Annotated in this window: 18 protein-coding genes; 4 read left to right on the top strand and 14 right to left on the bottom strand. The window is 50.2% G+C overall.

From position 1 onward, the window contains the following. Nucleotides 1-35: 35 nt before the first annotated feature. Nucleotides 36-1,187, top strand: coding sequence for a lactonase family protein (locus FH968_RS13805; protein WP_139880403.1), 1,152 nt, complete (start codon nt 36-38; stop codon nt 1,185-1,187). Between the two features lie 48 nt (nt 1,188-1,235). Next, nucleotides 1,236-3,146: a transcription antiterminator gene (locus FH968_RS13800; protein ID WP_139880402.1), complete on the top strand. Its 1,911-nt coding sequence runs from the start codon at nt 1,236-1,238 to the stop codon at nt 3,144-3,146. A 38-nt stretch (nt 3,147-3,184) separates the two neighbouring features. Here the strand turns inward: FH968_RS13800 and dolP are convergent, their stop codons facing one another. From dolP to FH968_RS13780, 4 genes are read right to left on the bottom strand one after another with little or no spacing between them, the layout of a single operon-like run. After that, a complete protein-coding gene (dolP, locus tag FH968_RS13795; RefSeq protein ID WP_139880401.1) occupies nt 3,185-3,760 on the bottom strand; it encodes a division/outer membrane stress-associated lipid-binding lipoprotein in 576 nt (191 codons plus the stop codon). Nucleotides 3,761-3,769: 9 nt separating this feature from the next. Beyond that, nucleotides 3,770-4,360: a DnaA initiator-associating protein DiaA gene (gene diaA / locus FH968_RS13790; RefSeq protein WP_139880400.1), complete on the bottom strand. Its 591-nt coding sequence runs from the start codon at nt 4,358-4,360 to the stop codon at nt 3,770-3,772. A 19-nt stretch (nt 4,361-4,379) separates the two neighbouring features. Further along, complete coding sequence (locus FH968_RS13785) at nt 4,380-4,775, bottom strand: YraN family protein (RefSeq protein WP_139880399.1); 396 nt, start codon at nt 4,773-4,775, stop codon at nt 4,380-4,382. After that, nucleotides 4,733-6,811 (bottom strand): penicillin-binding protein activator, encoded by a 2,079-nt coding sequence (locus FH968_RS13780; RefSeq protein ID WP_139880398.1) that lies wholly within the window; start codon nt 6,809-6,811, stop codon nt 4,733-4,735. Before FH968_RS13780 ends, FH968_RS13785 begins: the two co-directional genes overlap by 43 nt. Before the next feature lie 62 nt (nt 6,812-6,873). On the opposite strand from FH968_RS13780, the gene rsmI reads away from it, so the two are divergent. Beyond that, nucleotides 6,874-7,740: a 16S rRNA (cytidine(1402)-2'-O)-methyltransferase gene (rsmI, locus tag FH968_RS13775; RefSeq protein ID WP_139880397.1), complete on the top strand. Its 867-nt coding sequence runs from the start codon at nt 6,874-6,876 to the stop codon at nt 7,738-7,740. Nucleotides 7,741-7,828: 88 nt separating this feature from the next. On the opposite strand, the gene FH968_RS13770 is transcribed toward rsmI, so the two are convergent. From FH968_RS13770 to kbaZ, 9 genes are all read right to left on the bottom strand, one after another. Then, nucleotides 7,829-9,727 carry an enterotoxin gene (locus FH968_RS13770; RefSeq protein ID WP_139880396.1) on the bottom strand — a complete coding sequence of 633 codons (1,899 nt, stop codon included), beginning with the start codon at nt 9,725-9,727 and terminating at the stop codon, nt 7,829-7,831. Between the two features lie 89 nt (nt 9,728-9,816). Further along, a complete protein-coding gene (gene kbaY / locus FH968_RS13765) occupies nt 9,817-10,695 on the bottom strand; it encodes a tagatose-bisphosphate aldolase subunit KbaY (protein WP_139880395.1) in 879 nt (292 codons plus the stop codon). Between the two features lie 12 nt (nt 10,696-10,707). Next, entirely contained in the window at nt 10,708-11,862 is a 1,155-nt protein-coding gene (locus tag FH968_RS13760; protein WP_139880394.1) for an SIS domain-containing protein, read from the bottom strand. A gap of 302 nt (nt 11,863-12,164) precedes the next feature. Further along, a complete protein-coding gene (gene nagA, locus FH968_RS13755) occupies nt 12,165-13,298 on the bottom strand; it encodes an N-acetylglucosamine-6-phosphate deacetylase (protein ID WP_139880393.1) in 1,134 nt (377 codons plus the stop codon). Continuing rightward, nucleotides 13,295-13,729, bottom strand: coding sequence for a PTS galactosamine/N-acetylgalactosamine transporter subunit IIA (agaF, locus tag FH968_RS13750; protein WP_139880392.1), 435 nt, complete (start codon nt 13,727-13,729; stop codon nt 13,295-13,297). The genes nagA and agaF overlap by 4 nt, the downstream gene beginning before the upstream one ends. A 15-nt stretch (nt 13,730-13,744) precedes the next feature. Continuing rightward, nucleotides 13,745-14,620, bottom strand: coding sequence for a PTS N-acetylgalactosamine transporter subunit IID (gene agaE / locus FH968_RS13745; protein WP_139880391.1), 876 nt, complete (start codon nt 14,618-14,620; stop codon nt 13,745-13,747). Next, nucleotides 14,610-15,392, bottom strand: a complete 783-nt coding sequence (gene agaW, locus FH968_RS13740; protein ID WP_139880390.1) for a PTS N-acetylgalactosamine transporter subunit IIC — start codon at nt 15,390-15,392, stop codon at nt 14,610-14,612. The genes agaE and agaW overlap by 11 nt, the downstream gene beginning before the upstream one ends. Nucleotides 15,393-15,402: 10 nt before the next feature. Further along, nucleotides 15,403-15,876 carry a PTS N-acetylgalactosamine transporter subunit IIB gene (agaV, locus tag FH968_RS13735; protein WP_139880389.1) on the bottom strand — a complete coding sequence of 158 codons (474 nt, stop codon included), beginning with the start codon at nt 15,874-15,876 and terminating at the stop codon, nt 15,403-15,405. 22 nt (nt 15,877-15,898) lie between these two features. Then, on the bottom strand, nt 15,899-17,191 hold the full coding sequence (gene kbaZ, locus FH968_RS13730) for a tagatose-bisphosphate aldolase subunit KbaZ (RefSeq protein ID WP_139880388.1): 1,293 nt from the start codon (nt 17,189-17,191) through the stop codon (nt 15,899-15,901). Between the two features lie 251 nt (nt 17,192-17,442). Here kbaZ and FH968_RS13725 point away from each other — a divergent pair, with 251 nt between their 5' ends. Beyond that, nucleotides 17,443-18,252 (top strand): DeoR family transcriptional regulator, encoded by an 810-nt coding sequence (locus FH968_RS13725; RefSeq protein ID WP_139880387.1) that lies wholly within the window; start codon nt 17,443-17,445, stop codon nt 18,250-18,252. A 63-nt stretch (nt 18,253-18,315) separates the two neighbouring features. Here the strand turns inward: FH968_RS13725 and FH968_RS13720 are convergent, their stop codons facing one another. Continuing rightward, the gene (locus FH968_RS13720; RefSeq protein ID WP_139880386.1) at nt 18,316-19,710 is read right to left on the bottom strand and encodes an MFS transporter; all 1,395 of its coding nucleotides are present in this window, start codon (nt 19,708-19,710) and stop codon (nt 18,316-18,318) included. Nucleotides 19,711-19,813: the final 103 nt, after the last annotated feature.

Below are 19,813 nucleotides of genomic sequence, written 5' to 3'. Positions count from 1 at the left end.
AGGGCGACAAATCATATAAACGATGAGGATCTCCGATGCCTGCAACACGTAATCTTCTTATCGCTTCACTTGCTCTGCTTGCCGGTTCAGCTGCGGCACAAACGCAATTCGCTTGGGTTGGCACCTATAATCCCAACGGTGAAGGGGTGTACCGTTTTCAGGTTGATACAAAAACGGGCGCACTGAGCAATAAAACGTTAGTCAGTGCATTGCCAAATGCAGCTCAGTTGACGGCATCGAAAGATGGCAAAACGCTGTATGTGGCAAGTGAAGTAGAAAAAGGCGTTATTGCTGCCTTGCGTGTAGAGGATGATGGGAGCCTGAAAGAACTAAACCAGGTTTCATCGAGCGGTGCAGGGCCGGTTTATTTGTCGCTTACGCCAAACGAACGTCATTTGCTGGTGGCTAATTACATTAGCGGTTCCGTTGCGGTATTACCGGTGAAAGAGGACGGCAGCCTTGGTGAAGCTACCGATACTCGACAAGATTCTGGACCTGCGGGTGCAGCAAAACCTGAAGCTGCCGTGGAAGGCAGTTTTGCGGCAAGTGATCATAATGGCCCGCATGCGCATATGATCGCCGCCGATCCGAGTGGGAAGTTTGTTTTCACCACCGATCTTGGCCTGGACAGGATCTACCAATATCGTTTCGATGATGCCACTGGCAAACTCACGCCGAACGATCCTCCCTTTATTGATGCCTCATCGAAAGGTGCCGGTCCACGCCACTTTATTTTCACGCCAAAAGGCGATGGTTTATGGTTAATCAACGAAGAGGCTTCTACGCTTACCCACTATCAGCTTGATGTTAGTAAAGGGACGTTAACTGAAGGCGAGAGTATTTCTTCGCTCCCGAAAGGCTTCAGGGGAACCAACTTTGCTGCGGGTCTGGTGCAAAGCCTGGACGGGAAACAGCTGTATGTTGCTAACCGTTTGCATAACAGCATTGGGCACTTTAGCGTTACAGCGAACGGCAAACTGACTCATCAGGACGATATCTGGACGCGTGGTGATTACCCGCGCAGTGTAACTCTTGGAAATAATGGTAAGTACCTGTATGTCATGAATCAGCGCAGCGACAACATTACTCGTTTTAGTGTGGCACCTGAGAGTGGAAAACTGACTTTTGTTGAGGATTACAGTGCGGCAGGAAGCCCGTCACAGATGATCTTCACACCTGCTAAGTAGTTGTTGTGCCGGGCGCTTTCTGCGCCCGTTTAACGAAAGGAAATGTCAGTGAGATTACCCAACCTTCGGCTGGCCCAGTTGTTTGAGATGCTACAAAACGAGACGCTGCCCCAGGATGAACTGGCGCGGCGTTTATCCGTTTCTACCCGCACGGTGCGCACGGATATTACTGCTTTAAATGCGTTGATGGCTGGGCATGGTGCGCAATTTATTCTTAGTCGCGGCGCGGGTTATCAGCTCAATATTGAGGATCCCGCTCTTTACCAGGCTCTTGTGCAGCAACCTTCACGCCAGCTGCGCATCCCACGGAACTCCCCGGAACGTGTGCATTATCTGGTCGTGCGCTTTCTGACATCTGCTTTCTCTATAAAACTCGAAGATCTGGCGGAAGAGTGGTTTGTTAGCCGTGCGACATTGCAAAGTGATATGGCCGAAGTGCGCGACTGGCTTGCTCGATATAACCTGACAATTGAAACCCGTCCCCGTCACGGTATGAAGCTATTCGGCAGCGAAATGTCCGTTCGTGCCTGCCTGACTGAATTGCTTTGGCAATTGACACAAGAAGACAGCGAAAACCCGTTATTGACCGAAGAAGTGCTTAACGCAGGCGTGCCGGAACAACTGGCGGCTGAACTGCATAACTGTTTCACTCGTTGCCGAATCCGCCTGACTGACGAGGGGGAACAGTTCATCCGTTTGTACTGTGCCGTCGCGGTTCGCCGTATTAGCGAGGGCTATCCACTGCCGGAGTTTAGCGCCGACAATGTTGACGAGGCGGTGCGCGAAGCCGCACGGCAAATAGCGGTGTTATTGCAGATACTGGCCGGAAAACCGCTATCTGAAGCGGAAGAACAGTGGCTGCAAGTTCATATCGCGTCACGCCAGGTACAACAGGTAGCCGCAAGCGCTATTAGCGCCGACGATGACGAGGCGTTGGTGAACTACATTCTGAGTTTTATCAACAGCAACTATAACTATAACTTGCTGACAGATAAGCAGTTGCATGCGGATTTGCTTACGCATATCAAAACCATGATCACCCGCGTGCGTTATCAGATAAATATCCCCAATCCTTTGCTCAACAATATCAAACAGCACTATCCAATGGCTTATGACATGACGCTGGCAGCGGTGTCGAGCTGGGGGAAATACACGCCTTATGTCATCAGCGAAAACGAAATTGGTTTCCTGGTGCTGCATATTGGTGTCGGGTTGGAACGGCATTACAACATCGGCTACCAACGCCATCCGCGCGTGCTGCTGGTGTGCGATACCGGTAATTCAACTGTACGTATGATTCAGGCCATGCTGCTGCGCAAGTACCCACAAATTGAGGTCACGCGCATTATCTCGCTGCGTGACTATGAACAGTTAGACTGCGTGGATGAAGATTTTGTTATCTCCACGGCTCGCGTCAGCGATAAACAAAAACCGACAGTGGTGGTCGCACCCTTCCCAACGGAGTATCAACTCGAACAGCTAGGGAAGCTGGTATTGGTGGATAGAACACGCCCGTACATGCTGGAAAAATTCTTTGATGCCAGCCATTTCCGGGTAATTGATAAACCGATGACACAGCAGGAATTGTTCAGTGCGCTCTGCCAGCAGCTTGAGCAGGAAGGGTATGTTGGTGCGGATTTTTATCCATCAGTGGTTGAGCGTGAGGCAATTGTCGGCACCGTGTTGGGCGAGGGCATTGCGCTGCCTCACTCATTGGGGTTAATGGCGAATAAAACCGTGGTATACACCGTTCTTGCACCGCAGGGGATAAGTTGGGGTGATGAAACGGCGCATGTCATCTTCTTGCTGGCAATCAGCAAAAGCGAGTACGAAGAAGCGATGGCAATTTACGATTTGTTTGTCACTTTCCTGCGCGAAAGGGCGATGCCACGTTTACGCGACAGCCAGAGCTTCGAGGAGTTTAAAATGGTGGCAATGGATTGTTTGAGTCGGTTTTAAGGGGCGAGCCCTCTCCAGAAGAGAGGGATATTTCGAAATTACTTCAGAAGCGTAAACGCTGTGGTCACATGCTTCACGCCACTGACCCGGCTGGTAATATCTGCCGCTGCTTTGGCTTCTCTGTCTGTCACTAAACCTAACAAGAATACTTCGCTATTCTCGGTCGTGACTTTCACACTGGTCGATTTCACCTGATCGCTTGCCAGCAATTGCGAACGCACTTTGGTGGTTATCCAGGTGTCTGATGACGCCGTGCCCAGACCAATGGGTGCCATGATACGGATTTCGTTGTACACCTCGGTGGTGCCCTCAACGCCCAACGCGATTTGTTTGGCCCTGGATGCAAGCTCGGTGTTAGGCGCCTGGCCTACCAGCAGTACTTTACCCTGATATGCGCTGACGTTAATACGCGCTTCTTTCTTGATTTGTTCGTCTTTATTCAATGCGCTATTTACGCGTAATTCCAGAGTACCATCATCAACCTGAGTACCGACGGAACGTGGGTCTGTCGCGGTTTTGGTGGCGACAGCCGCGGTACCCACTACTGCGGCAGCAACACAACCTTGTAGCAGTAACGCAGTAATAAGGACTGCAAGTGGCTTATATGCCTTCATCTGTACTCCTTAATTGTCCTGGTGAGGGAATAACGTATTATCAATCAGATCGCATAAGCAGTTTACCGTCAGCATATGCATTTCCTGAATGCGCGCGCTGCGGTGAGAAGGAATGCGGATTTCAACATCCTGCGGCCCTAATAATCCAGCCAATTCCCCGCCATCATAGCCAGTCAGTGCAACGATAGTCATGTCACGTGTCACGGCAGCTTCTACCGCTTTGACAATATCACGACTGTTGCCACGGGTCGAAATGGCGAGCAACACATCACCGGCATGACCTAGCGCACGTACTTGTTTGGCATACACTTCTTCGTGTAAACGATCGTTTGCGATCGCGGTTAAGACGACATTGTCAGCATTAAGTGCAATGGCAGGTAAACTCGGGCGCTCAGTTTCAAAGCGGTTGATCATACTGGCGGCAAAATGCTGGGCGTTAGCGGCAGAGGTGCCATTACCACAGCAAAGAATTTTATTGCCGTTAAGCAGCGACTGAACCAGTGTCATTGCTGCACGGGAGATAGCATCTGGCAGGGCTTCAGCTGCAGCAATCTGGGTTTGAATACTTTCCGTGAAGCAGACTTTGATTCTTTCGAGCACGTTTATTTACCTGGTTACTTTAAACATCTGCGGTGAACGCGTTGGTTAACCACTCTATTTCATTGCCGGTGAAGGCTAACACATCGAAACGGCAATCCACAGTATCAAAACTTCCTGATGTGCGGGCTAACCAATACGAAGCCGCATGTAACAATTTTTGTTGCTTGCGGCGTGTGACGCTGGCGGCAGCATCACCGAAGTGATTGGTGCGTCGATATCGAACTTCTACAAAGACGATAACCTTCGCATGTTTCATGATGAGGTCGATTTCGCCACCGCGGGAATGGACGTTGGCAGCAATAAAGCGCAGTCCTTTGCGCTCAAGAAAGCGGCGCGCTTCTAACTCATAATGCGCGCCGGCTTGTTGACGGGTCAGGACACTGGAACGATTTGACCCTGACTGAATTGCAGCCAATTTAACTTCCTGTTAATGACGCAATCTTGGGTTGCAGAGAGCGTGCCGGTGTTGCCATTCACCTGATAACCAGGCACCTGGCGGATTTGGGAGAAGTGATTTGCCAGTGACCAGGCATCCACGCCCATTGCGTACAAACGTGCCAACGAGTAGTCGTTACGCACATTGCTTAACGCTTGCTGCATCAGCGACGGGTTGTTGCCTGCAAGCATCGGAATTTCGCTGAACTGCAAACCTTCCATTTCCAGACGGAAATCTGGGCCATTCACACCCTGAGAGCTGCGCGAGCTGGCGTACAGTTGTGCTGGGCTGCGGCTACCGGTACGCATCGCGATCATCGGTTTAATCAACGCAACTTCGTCCGGGGTTGCCACAATGTACGCTGCGTCAACGCCACCGGAAGTCCCTGCGGTAATTTGTGCATCAGTTGGCGGTGCTGGAATCGTTAGGCCACCAATGGTTACGCCTGCCGGTTGAGCTGATGCAGCGTTAACCGGGGTGCCGCTTAGCGCGATACCCGAACCGCTGTTAATCCCTTGTTTCAGTTCAGCTGTTGTTCCAAATTTCTGTTGCAGTACTGTTCCGCCACCTAATTTCACCCACTCATCGGCAAAGGCTTTGGTGACACGATCGCCCAGTGCGCTACGTGGAACCAATAACAGCGGCGCGCGGTGCCCTTGCTGCCAGATATGGCCTGCTGCATCACGGGCTTCATCTTCAGGAGAGAGCGCGAAATAACAGATATTTGCACGGTTCTGCACGTTTTCTGGCTGGTTGAGCGCCAGAATGTTCAGAGGAGAAGTGCTGCTCGCCAGCTCATCGACATTATTTTTAAGCAGTGGCCCCACGACTAACGTTGCACCATCTTGCTGTGCTTGTGCCAGTATTTGCGCCAGTGGCTGCGTGGTTGTGTCGTAGACTTTAATTTCTGCTGATGGATTAGCTGGAGCTGCTGCTTGCGGAGCTGCCGGCTGTGTTTGCGATGTTGGCGCCTGCTCCGCAGGCGCAGGTGCAGCAACTGGCTGCTGCGTTAAATCTTCAACGGATGCCGCTGCAGGGCTTGCCACCGCATTTGGATCTACTGGCTGTGGCAGTGCCGCTTGCGTGGTATCACCAGGTTGTGCGGTCGCATCAGGTGCTTGGGCAGATGCAGTGGTTTGCGCCACTGGTGCAGAACCCATATTCTTCGCGGCTTCAAAACCTTGTTGGATAGTACGGCCGAACACCGCAGCCTGGCCGCTTAATGGCAGCAGCAGCGCGATTTTCTCAGTCGAGGCAGGTTTATAATTCTGCATATTACTTAACTGAGTCGGCAGTGTTTTCGCACCAGGATTTTGCGGATAACGCGTTTGCCAGTCTTTGATCCCGGCTTTCAGCATTTCTGGATCGTTACGGTTATCGTTCCAGACACGTTGCAGATCCAGCCAGCCTTGCAGTGTATTTTCATCTGCATTAATGACTAACGAATTCATTTGCGCGGCTGTCATCTGAGATAAAGCCTGCCATGTACCGTCGATATTCTTCTGATGCGCAGGGCCTGTCAGCATTGGTTCTTGTGCGATATAGGCACGCAGCAATTCAAGCGATGGGCGGTTCTGGTTGGCGTCGATAACCGCCTGGTAATAGCGACTCTGCTGATTTTTGTTAAGCGCGGAAGGATCGATTTTGCCCAGACGCGTACTGGCATCGGCATAATCTTTCTGGGCGACTTTCACTTCGGCTGCCAGCAGGGCCTGTTCGCGACGCTGAGTATCGTCCATCTCTTTTGGCAGCTGATTGTAGAGATCAACAGCTTGCTGAGTTTTGCCTTCTTTTAACAGCGCATGAATGGCGAGTAATTGCCAGGTGGTCTTGCTATCATCACCGCTTTGCTGCATCTGTTGCAGGTAATACGCGGAATCGGCAGTGGCCTCGCCCTGCATATGCGCAGTCGACTGATCTGGTGCTTTAGTGGTACAGCCAGCGAAGAAAAGCGCGGCCAGCACAACAGGCAGACAGCGCCCGGCTTTAGAACGAATAATTTTAGACGGTACCATTCTGTATCCAGTGTAATTTTTATCTCAGTGTTCAATATTAAATCGGCAATACGGATGAAACAATGAAACAACTCGAAACGGCGGCTATTTCTGCCAGCACGCTCTACATCGTTCCGACCCCCATCGGTAACTTGGGCGATATCACACAGCGGGCGTTATCCGTGTTGCAAAGCGTTGACCTGATTGCCGCCGAAGATACTCGCCATACCGGTTTGCTGCTGCAACATTTTGCCATTAATGCGCGAATGTTCGCATTGCACGATCATAACGAGCAACAAAAATCAGAAACCTTGCTGGCTAAGCTTAAAGAAGGGCAAAGTATCGCGTTAGTTTCTGATGCAGGAACGCCATTAATTAACGATCCTGGTTACCATTTGGTGCGCACGTGTCGCGAAGCCGGTATTCGTGTCGTACCGCTGCCGGGCCCTTGCGCTGCTATTGCTGCATTAAGTGCCGCCGGTTTACCTTCCGATCGCTTCTGCTACGAAGGTTTTTTGCCTGCCAAATCTAAAGGCCGCCGCGACGCGCTCAAGGCAATCGAGCAAGAACCGCGTACGCTCATATTTTACGAGTCTACGCATCGCCTGCTCGATAGTTTAGACGATATATGCGCAGTGCTGGGTGAATCACGTTATGTGGTGCTGGCGCGTGAGCTGACTAAAACCTGGGAATCGATTCACGGCGCACCCATTGGTGAATTGGCAGCATGGGTGAAAGAAGACGAAAACCGTCGTAAAGGTGAGATGGTACTGATTGTCGAAGGCTTTAAAGCACCTGCCGATGACGCGCTTCCCGCCGATGCATTGCGCACTCTGGCGCTGCTGCAAACGGAACTGCCATTGAAAAAAGCGGCTGCACTGGCTGCCGAAATCCATGGTGTGAAGAAAAATGCGCTGTATAAATATGCTCTGGAAAACAGTGAGAAATAACGTTTTTCGAGCGATAGGACTCTGTCTGTGTTTATCTTACAAAAACCCGCTTTCGCGGGTTTTTGTTTATGTATCAATGAAAACGGGATTATTTTTTGCCAGTACCCGGCGTTGCTTCAATAACCAGTGTTTCCAACGGCTTCAAGGTAACAATCACAGGCTTGCTGTAGCCACCTGGCAGCGTCGTATTCGTGCCATAGATGGATTTCAGTGTAAAGCTTGTCGCTTCGCCATCCGGGATTTCAAAGCTCTTGGTTAAATCCAGATAGTAGCTTTGTTCTTTGTCTGACGGGTTACGTAAACCAAAGATGGCTTTATCTTTACTCCAGGAGGCCCAGCCATACACTTCCAGCGCTGTCGGATCACCGCCAATCCAGTGGGTATCGACCAGCACCGTACTATTTGCGCGTGACCATTTCGCAGCATCAGCCAGTGTGTCCCATTTGGCGCTATTCAACATGGATGGCGTGATGTACAACTCTTGTAGCTGAGTTCCAGTCGCAAAATAACTCCAGACCTGGTCGGCAAAATCGCTATCGGTTTGCACTTTCTCAAGTCCGAAATAGGCATGTTCAGCGCTAACAATTCCGTGATACATAAGCGAGTTTATCGGGAACAGCGGGCCTTTACGCACAATAGAACGATAGGTTTCGGCATCGCGGTAGGTCATCCATTGCTGAACTGGTGAGCCTTTGCCATACACATTAATATCATCGCCCTGGCGCCAAATAGAATCGGCGTAAAATAGCCAGGAAGGGCTGGCGTCAGTACCGGTGGTGAGGTTAATAAACAAGTCTTTATTTGCCTCACGCATGTTCTTGATAAGCTCAATCGATGCATCAAAGTCGGATGCAAACTGGCTACCTTTAATCCAGCTGTTGGCATTTCCCATGCCATCAAGTTTGAACGAGGTAATATGTTCATTCTTGATTAATTTAATTATCTGCTCGTTAAAGTTACGGAAGTAATTTGGACCGGAAAGAGCAAGTTTCCCATCAACGGTTTCAAAGCCATTTTCTTTCGCATGAGAAACACGAATATCGCGTGGTTTGTTATAGCCACCCCATGGTGACAACCACAAACCAACGGAAGTATGCAGGCTGTCAGCTTTCTCTTTCACGACACCAAAGCCATTACTGAACGCCGGGCCAAATAGCCATTTTCCTGTGCGGTCATCCCAGCCGTCATCCAGCAGGAAACCGTCGAGCTTGACGCCGCGCTTTTTAATTAGCTCATTGGCATAGCTATCCATCCGGTTCAGTACATCTTTTTCGGTATAGGTGGTGAAGAAGCCAATATCCATCCAGCTGTTGTAATGCAGATATGGCTGATAAGGACGTGGGCGCATTGCATTAATGAATTGGTTAAAGTTACGGCGCAGCTGATTAGTTGCTTCAAAGGTGCCGAAATAGGTCGTAAAGGTAACCGGTGCATCTGTTTTAATCGGGGTTTTTAGCTCGACATTTAGATTGGTTGTCGTTTCATATGCATAAGTATTAACGATAGGTTTTTCCGGCAGAATAAAGAAGCTGTCGGCAATAATCGGCGAGCTATTAATCGCGCCGTCAACGTAAGGCGCTTGCGATTGTCCCTTAGTGGGGAAGAAGGTTATTTTCGCAACTTCCCGCGCTTTATCTTTCGCTTTAATCGTGTAGTCGATGCTGGCGTATTTGCCTTTGAGGACATTCAATACCACGGTGACAGCGAAATCTTTATGGTCGTAATCGATATGAATAGCGTCATCTTTTTGGCTGACGTTTTTAATTTTAAAGTCAGCCGCGTGAATAACATCTTCATTCGGTAGCGTCAGAAAGAACAATTCTTTGGGGGCGAGTTTGCTCTGAGAAAGTTTATCCTTCACCACTACAGCAGAATTAGTATCGTCAAATGAAATAGAGATATTGTTGTTATTCAGTAGATATTCGGAAGCGAAAGCGCCATTGCTAACCAGAAGTAATAATACCGAGCTCTTTATGATTTTCTTCATCGTTTGTCCTTGTGATTCGAGATTTTCGGGTCAAGATTCAAACTGACAGCGTTACCCGGTTTTCCAGGTAACGCTGTAAAACATGAGATTTATAGCGAGGTTTCAGTTTCAGGAATTAATTTATTGGCAGAACCGCAAACGGTGACTTTACTGCGCACCACTTCTTTCATCGCATCCATCCCGACACGCATGTAATAGCGCGGGTCGTTGCCTTCCGGATTATCGGCAAACCATTTTTTAACTGCGTCGGCGAACGCGATTTTTAATTCGGTAGCGACATTCACCTTACACACTCCCAGCCCAATGGCACGTCTTACGTACTCATCCGGTACGTCGCTCGCACCATGCAGAACCAGTGGGATATCTACAACTTCGCGGATTTCACCCAAGCGTTGGAAATCAATTTTCGGGCGTTTAGTGTAGAGCCCGTGCGCGGTGCCAATCGCAACGGCAAGACTGTCGATACCGGTGAGTTCTACGAAACGGCGTGCTTCTTGCGGATCGGTAAGGAAAGCGCTTTCTTCGTCAACGTCCATATCGTCTTCCACGCCACCCAGTCGACCTAATTCGGCTTCCACGCTGCAATCATGACGGTGGCAAAAATCGACTACGGATTTCACCAGACGCGCGTTTTCGGCAAGCGGGAAGTGGCTGCCGTCGATCATCGCGCTGCGCACACCTGCATTCACTTTACGGTTGATGTCTGCCAGTGATTCATGGTGATCAAGATGTAGCGCAAGCGGCATGCCGTAGCTTTCAGAATAGGCTTCACACAGGGCGTAAATCTCTTCAAACGCGATGTGTTTAAAAGTGCCTGGCGTACCTGCAAGGATAACTGGCGACTGCATTTCTTTGCAGACTTCCAGAATCGCCTGGATGGTTTCTGCATTGTGAATATTAAATGCAGGGACGGCGTAGCCGCGGGTTTGCGCATCCTGAAGAAGATATTTGGTGGAAATAATACTCATATTGTAATCCTCTCAGCCTTTCCACGGATGAATAATCACACCTTTCACAACACGGTTCACCGTGCCGCTGGCAGAAGGCGTATCAGGGGTGATGCCTGCTTTGATTGATTCGGTTAGCGCGAAAATCTGTGCATACATCAGGAAGCAGAAAGCTTGCTCAACGTCGATAAATTCACGGGAAGGTGGCAACCAGATATGCGGCCCTGTTTCGACTTCCGGGCAGGGTGACGCACAGATAGCCACGACGCGCAGGGCCTGTTGGTCACGACGCAATTCAGCCAGTAAATCAAGGTCATACTGACGGGTGTATGGGTGGTTTGAAACCATGACCACGATTAACGTTTCGTTGTTGACCAACGATTTCGGGCCGTGGCGGAATCCGGTTGGCGAGTCATAAAACGCAGCCAGTTTTCCGGCGGTTAGCTCCAACACTTTCAGTGCAGATTCACGTGCAACTCCCTGCAACCCGCCGCTGCCAAGATAGACAACACGCCTGAATGGCAAATCGCCAAACACGCTTTCGTTGAACCCTCTCTGTGAGGCAATGATTTGTTCGCAGCGATTGGCTACGTCCTGGAAAGTGGTGCTGTTGATAACATCAGGGGCAAATACGGCAAGGCAGCTTGCCATCATGGTGGTGATGCTGCTGGTCATGGCAAAGCCGCGATCGTGCGTTTCTGGCGGCATGAGTAGCGCCAGAGAATTACTGCTTGTTGCCGCGTTCTGATACAGGCAACCGGCTTCGTTACACGTAATTATCAGATGGTAGCAGTGTTCCATAACCTGATTGACCAAATCGACTGCTGCAACGCTTTCAGGGCTATTGCCAGAGCGTGCAAAAGAAACCAGTAACGTTGGTTCCTGCGGGGATAAGTAATCCAGTGGGTTGGTGACCAGGTCGGTGGTTGGTACTGCAACAAAGTTTTTCCCGGTGTGGCGTGACAGCCACGGCGTAATAATATCGCCAATAAAAGCAGAGGTTCCTGCACCCGTCAGGATAATTTTTAGAGAGGTGTTTTGCAGCAAAGGCTCGAGAAACGCATCGATGCTGCTACGTTGGTTACTGATGTTTTTTAACGATCGGATCCAGCTTTCCGGCTGTTGGCGGATCTCTTTTTCGGTCCAGGTGGATGTGCCGGAAAGACAGGCAGATTGGGTTTCGCTCATTACTCAGTCCTTAGCAGTGCAAGATCATCGGAAGTAGCACAAAGCAGAACAGGACAATCTTTCGTTTTGTTTCATTTACTCAACTTCATGCTTAAATAAAATCTATAGAAAAGAAAACGAAAGGTCAATGTAAGAAAAGTAATAAAACGAAAAATGTGATCAAGTGAATAGTTACATTCATTCAACATATTGATTTAATTTAATTTTATTAATAAGTGGATTACTGGTACGAAGTTAATCGAAAGGAAAGGAAAGGTCTGCCGCAGGCGGGCGACAGACAAAAGTGAAGTGTAACGAAAGAACTACAACGGGGGGGGCTGGCCATTAACCCAGATGTTTTGAAGCAGTAACTGTGAGTTTAGCGCAATCAAGTTGGCACGTTTTCCCACGGCTAACGAGCCTAACTCTTTGTCTAACCCAAGCATTTTTGCCGGATGTAGTGATGCCATATGGATGGCATCTTCCGCGCAGACTCCAACGTGATTCACCATATTTCGCACTGCTGCATCAAGCGTTAGGGTACTTCCGGCAAGCCCACCGCTTTCCGTTCGTACGATCCCGTTGTGCATTGTTACCTGATATCCGCAAATCGAATAGTCGCCGTCAGGCATTCCCGCAGCACTCATGGCATCAGTTATCAGCAGAGTCCGGGACTTAGCGCAGCTACAACAAATATTCATGACAGCAGGATGAACGTGGTGCTCATCGGCAATCAGCTCAAGCCAGGCGCGTTTGTCGGTTAAACCCGCTCCGACCATACCCGGATTGCGGTGGTGTAGGCCCGTCATCCCGTTAAAGCAATGCACCAGACCGTCTGCTCCGGCATCAATTGCCTGAAGTGTTTGTTCGAAGCTTGCCGCGCTATGGCCGAGCATCACGCGTACATCGCGGTTTTTCAGATGCTTAATGGTTTCCAGCGCTGCAGGTTTTTCAGGCGCCAGGGCCACAACTCGTAAAGTGTTTTGCGATATCTCTATCAGCCTGTCTAGCTCGGCAATATTCAGCTCGCGGAACAACTCGGGCGGATGAGCACCTTTGTTTTGAGACGTGAAATACGGCCCTTCAAGGTAGCTTCCCAGCACGCGGGCACCCGACCCGCCGTGATAATAACGTTGGGCGATACGCCGCAATGCCTGCTCAATGTTGGCAAGTGGTGCGGTGACGGTTGTAGGCAACCAACCACCTACACCTTCACGAGCTTTGTGCAGAGCGAGTCTGTCGAGGACGCCGGGATCGTCGTCCATCACGTCAACCCCGTCGCCACCATGAACATGAATATCAATGTAAGCCGGGCTTAACAGCTCGGCATCTCGCGCCATTATTCCCACAGGAATAGGTTCGATGGCGACAATCGTTTCGTTATCAATGCGTAACTGATGGTCGTCTAACCAGCCGTGTTCGGTGAGCACACGCCTGGCTCGTAACAGAGTAGTCATATTCCTTCCTCGACTGCCTCAGTTTCACGATAGCGCCCCATTTCATCGACCAGGCTGGTTAACCCACGATGGCCACATTCCAGTGCCTGGAGGCGAAACTCTTGACTGCTTAACCCGTCGCGCTCCAGCACCATCTCCAGCAATAGTTGCAGGTTAATGCCGGTGATAACTTCGCGGCCAGGCTGCTGCAATGCCATGGTTGATGCCACGCGGAACGGTGTGCCACCGAGTAAATCGGTTAAAAACACTAGCCCTTCATTTTCATCTAATGCGCCGATTGCTTCTTCAAACTGTTGGGTGAGAAGTGCTGTTGAAGACGTTTCGGGGAAATCAATGGCGATAAGTTGCTCTTGCTCACCAAGAATCTGCTTCATCGCTTTTTCCAGCCCGGTGGCAAAGCCACCGTGACCGCTAAGAATAATACTTAACATATTGTTTTCTCTCGCTTACAGGAAGTGGGCAAACTTCCCGACAACACCCAGCACAACCGTGATACCGATAAGACGCAGAGGGCTCCAGCCACGGCGCACCAGTGCGTACATGCACAGGGTATAAACCAGGGGTAAAAATGCTGGCATCAGCTTGTCGATAACATCGGTTTGTAGTTTCACTACCGCATCACCCGCGGTGATTTCCAGCGTGGTAGAAAGGCGAACATAAGTCGCAACCAGCGCACCAATTACCGTCATCCCCACAATAGACGCGGCATGGCCCACTTTGCGAGTGTTGGCTTTAATAAGCGGGATAGCCGCCACACCCATGCGATAAGCGTAATGAGCAAGGCCGAAGCGCAAACCGAGATGCACTACGTTGAACAGTACAATAAAAATCACCGCACCGAGAATTGATCCCTGAAGTGCCAGACTTGCCCCGATACCGCCGCAAATAGGTAGCAAGGTCAGCCAGAACATGGCGTCACCAATCCCACCCAGCGGTGCACCCACAGCAATTTTAGTGCTCTGGATGCTGTTCACATCCTGCTTTGAACGCTCCATCGCCAGAATAATGCCGATGACAAAAGTCACGAGGAAAGGGTGAGTGTTGAAGAACCCCATGTGGCCTTTCATGGCTCGTGCCAAATCATTTTTGTTGGTGTGGATCTTTTTCAGTGCGGGCAGTAAGCCATAGAGCCAGCCAGATGCCTGCATACGCTCATAGTTGAATGACGCTTGTAACAACATGGAACGCCAGGCTACCCGGTTAATATCTTGTTTGGTCAGTTCCGCACCAATACTTTGATCTTCATAAATATTGTCATTCTTATCGGCTGTATCGGTGTCCGTTACATTGACGGATTGCAGAGTCTGTTCGTTAGATACCATCTTCAAATTCCTCTTGCTTCACGTGTGTAGGTTGTTGTGGTGCCGGGTCTTTGCGTAAGAAATCAATCAGCGCCATTGCTAACGCGGCAGCGGCAATCGCCAGCACCGGTAGTTTCAGCCAGGCGGCAGCCACAAAGCCGAGAATGAAATAAGGGATGTAGACATTCTTCATCATGATTTTCAGCAGCACGGCAAAACCAATTGCTGGCATGATTCCGCCTGCGACACCCAGACCGTCAATCAGACGAGCAGGTAGCATATCGATGGCGGTTTTCGCATGTTCTGCACCAAAATAGATGGGCAGGAATGCGCACAGGAAATAGAAGATGCCGAGCGCCAGTAATGCCAGATAATTCACACGCTCAATGCCATCGGTATCTGCGTTGGCCGCCATGCGGTCGCAGCGGGCCATCACACCTGACATAATGGAGAACAGGAAAGTAATCCCCATTTGCACGGCGACAGCAAACGGCACAGCAACGCCGACGGCAACTTCAGGTTTTACCCCGGTAGTGATAGCGAAAGTGGTGCCAACAATGGTGCCGATGATGACGTTAGGTGGCTGTGCACCAGCAAGAGGCGCAAGCCCCATCCAGACTAACTCCAGCGTACCGCCCGTCAGAATCCCAGTGTGAAGATCGCCAAGAATGAAACCAACCAGTGGCCCAAGCACGACCGGACGGTGCATATGCGTCAGGCCGTTGAACATATCCAGGCCCGCAATAAAGGCCAGAAGACCCAACGCTAATGCCTGTAATAAGCTAATTTCCATAGAAAATTCCTCAGAGGAGTTTATAGAGATCCTGAGCGGATTCCGTCGGCACACCCTGAACAAAACATTCCACTCCGGCCTTTTGTAGGCCATTAAAAGCGGCAATATCCTGGTCATTTACAGAGACGGTTTTCGCTATTTGTTGTTTGCCTTCTGCGTAGTGCATGTTGCCGACGTTAATTCGCGTTACAGGCACTTCCCCTTTCACCAGCGTCAGAAAATCATCCGGGTTTTTGCAAACCAGCAGGATTTTCTGGCGGTCGGCTGCGCGGTGAATATTGTCGATAACTTTTTGCAGCGACCAGAAACGGACGGCGATCCCTTCAGCCAGAACCATCTCCATCAGATTTTGCTGTACCGGATCTTCTGCAACTTCATCGTTGGCAACCAACACGAGATTTGCTCCGGCAAAACCGACCCATTGAACGCCAACCTGGCCGTGGATCAATCGCTCATCAATGCGGCTTAATACAATATTTGGCATTTTTTCCCCGATTATCATTATGTTAGTTATTTGAGTCATAGCTCTGACAGGCTGCGTGGTACTGACGCAACACATCCTGGATATGGTCGATGATCAGTTCATGCGGCATTGCCGCGATTTTTCCTTCACGGACCTTAGCGTATTGAAGTGGCAGATACTGGCTAATCAACGGCAAAGGAATAGATTCATCAGCCAGATTGCTAACAAGTTTGGAATACGCCTCGTCAATATCTTGATCCGGCCAGTAGTAACGAACTCGGTCTGAATAGCTGTATCCGCGAGCCAGACGACGGTCGCTGTCACTGCCGTGGTAGTGATGTTTCCAGTAGTCAGGATGTTCAAGCATCACGCTCTCCAGAACTTCCCGCAGTCCTGAGCATTTATGTGCCGGGCGTAATTCGCGTTCGATAGCAGCCAGTGAAAACAGCGTTTCGCGTAATGCAAAGGTGAGTGCTGGGCCAACTTTTAGAATTGCGAAGTGGTTTGCAACCAATTGCTGCAATGCTTGCGGGGTTTGGTAGTCAGTGGAGTGCGCCTCAAACACCATGGTGTCAAACGCTTCAATCATCTGGCTGAGGAATAGCGCTTTCTCAGGTTGGTAATCAATAACGTGAGTGTGGTCGAACTCAACACCGGGCTGGACAACCAGCCCGATAATACGTGGCCACAGCTCGCTTAAACCCTGTAATTCAAAGGCATGGCGATGGGCTTCAAGCGTTGCTTTTGCAGCCAGTGGCGTGGTGACCGCAAGTTCTGAGAGCGTTTCATGTGCGCCGCCTGGGACGGGCACTTCGGTACCAATAATGTAAACCAAATCGGATTCACCGAACTTCTCAATAGCAGTTTGCTCGGCAATTTTCGCAAGCCTTGCCGCACGCATGGCAACAATGGCATCGGTTAGAGGAACGGGGTCATCAGCACAAGACATGCTGCAATCAAGGTGGATTTTTTTAAAACCAGCGGCGACATAGCAACGAATCAGTTCTTCAGCATTGCACATGGCTTCTTCAGCGGGCAGCGCTTGCCAACGGTTTGGGCCAAGGTGGTCGCCACCCAAAATCAACTGGTTGCGCGGGAAGTGGTGTTTATCAGCCATCTGCTCGGCAAAACCGCGGAAATCTTCCGGTGTCATTCCGGTGTAGCCGCCGTGCTGGTCAACCTGGTTGGATGTCGCTTCTATTAATAAGAGTGATTTAGCATCCCGGGCATGGCGCATTGCCGCTTCGAGAACCAACGGGTGAGCAGAACAAACGGCAAAAATGCCACATCGTGAATCCTGTTTATGGTCTGCCACAAACGCGGTTAAGTGTTTCACTTTCCTCTCCGTATGGGTTGGTTATGTTTTTATCTTTCGATTTGTTTCATTTGATAGTGGTGTATAGTGTTATAAAAACAAAACGAAAGATAATAGAATTGAGATCTGTTTCGCAAAAGAAACATAATGAAAGGCTATTTGACACGGTTGCAGTGAATGCAGTACGCGATGCAAAGGCTTGCTTTTCGTGAAAGGAAAGGTGTTAATAGGCGAAGTGAAATGAAACGAAAGGCTTTGTGAAAGGATCATTTATGAATAATACCGACGCAGCAACGGATAAGCGTATAACGGGTACAAGTGAAAGGCGCGAGCAGATCATTCAGCGCCTTCGTCAACAAGGAAGCGTACAGGTTAATGATCTCTCATCATTTTTTGGTGTTTCGACGGTGACTATTCGTAACGATCTGGCTTTTCTGGAAAAGCAGGGTGTTGCGGTGCGTGCTTACGGCGGGGCATTAGTTTGTGATTCAGGTATGGCGGCGGTTGAACCGACGGTCGAGGATAAAAGCTCGCTTAATACGTCGTTGAAACGCAGCATTGCACGTGCGGCGGCCGACCTGATTAAGCCCGGTCACCGTGTGATTCTGGACTCCGGCACCACCACCTACGAAATTGCTCGCCATCTGCGCAACCATAAAGAAGTGATTGCGATGACCAACGGCTTGAACGTAGCGAATGCACTGCTCGAGGCGGAAGGTGTGGAGGTGCTGATGACCGGTGGGCATTTGCGACGTCAATCGCTTTCGTTCTATGGCGACCAGGCTGATCAATCGTTACAAAATTACCACTTTGACATGCTGTTTCTTGGCGTAGACGCCATCGATCTTGAACGTGGTGTTAGCACCCACAATGAAGATGAAGCACGCCTTAACCGCCGGATGTGTGAAGTCGCAGAACGTATTATTGTCGTGACTGATTCCAGCAAGTTTAACCGGTCCAGCCTGCATAAAATTATTGATACCCAACGGATTCATATGGTTATAACCGATGCAGGCATTCCAGCTGAAAGCCTCAATGGGTTGCGTAAAGGTGGGATTGAAGTGGTGCTGGTTGATGAGTAACTGATTTCTTAAAGGCCAACGCTAAACACATCGTTGGCCATTTTCTCACTTTATTTCTGGCAACTACACTTCTGACAATTTATACCCCCGCAAGCGACTAACGCTGAGGATAATCGCTAAAACCGTAGCGATAACCGCCATCCACAAGCTTAAATGCACTGCGCTGTTCTGCGCATAAATCGACATCATTACACCGACAAACGCGGCACCCAGGCATTGCCCAAAGGTGCGCATGATTGCCAACACACCTGAAGCATATCCGCTGTTTTCCCGCGAGGCATTCGACAACATCTCTCTATTATTCGGGCTTTGAAAGCAGCCAAAACCAATGCCGCACAGCAAGCTACGAAGGCAAATATCCCAGGCCTGCGCATGCTCTGGCAGCATCGCCAGCAATGCCAGACCAATGGCGAAGATGCACAATCCAATCGTAGAAATTATCGCCGCAGAATAGCGGTCAGCGAGGCGCCCGGCATGCGGTGCGGCCAAAATAATGCCTATCGGCCACGGAGTGAAAAGCAATGCTGAAACCAGTGCGCTGTAGCCGTATACGCTTTGAAACAGGAACGGTAAGGCGATGAAGGTGATGCCCTGGCTGACAAAAGAGGCCAGTGACGTGAGTGCTGCCAGTGAAAACCGCGAAGAAGCGAAGATGTCGAGAGGCAGTAAAGGTTTCGTCACACGTCGTTGAACCCAGACGAAAGCCATGCCCGTGATAATGGCGGTGCTGGCGTAAATTATCGCCGTGGCCAGGTCGCCGTTGCCAGGATGGGTAAAGGCATCAGCGGCCATGATCAGCGCACCTAAGGCGATGGCAGATAACAAGGCTCCTGCAAAATCGAATGGTTCACGTTTTAACGCTGGGTTATCAGGGATAACACGCAGCGTAAGGGTAACCGCAATAATGCCCAGCGGAATATTAATCGCAAACAGCCATTGCCAGCTCATCGTTGAGAGTATTGTTCCACCAAGAATGGGGGCGATAGCGGTGCTTGAGCCAATCAGCAATGCGTTCAGCCCGAGTATTCGCCCCAGCAGGCGGTTGGGGAAAACTGAGCGCAAGATTGCCGGGCCAATGCTCAATGTGGCGGCGCCGCCAATGCCTTGCAACACACGCATGATAATGAGCATATCCAGCGATGTTGAAAGCGCACAGCCTACGGAGGCCAGTGTGAAAACGCTGAGGCCAAAGGTGAAAATTGAACGGAATCCGATGCGGCTGGAAAGTGCGGCAAATATCGCAAGTGTCATCGCCGCAGAGAGCAGATAACCATTTGAAACCCAGACGGTGGCACCCACTGAGGCATCAAGCGAACGTGCGATTTGGGGTAATGCTATGTTTATCATCGAGCCATCGAACACGGCCATTGTTGTCATTGTCATGACTGCTGCCATCGCTAAACCGCGCTCGCGGCCCGGTAATCCTTCATCGCCTGGCTTATCGGAAAATAGTGCCATCTGTTCAAACTCTTTTTCGCTGGTGGGTGCCAGAAATATAGCTGGGCTGGAGATGTGGCGGAAGACGCAGCATTTGCATTAATAACATGCATGAAACGCCTTC

The sequence above is a fragment of the Buttiauxella sp. B2 genome, assembly GCF_006376615.1.
Taxonomy (GTDB): domain Bacteria; phylum Pseudomonadota; class Gammaproteobacteria; order Enterobacterales; family Enterobacteriaceae; genus Buttiauxella.
This window is presented reverse-complemented; position numbering and strand designations above follow the sequence as displayed.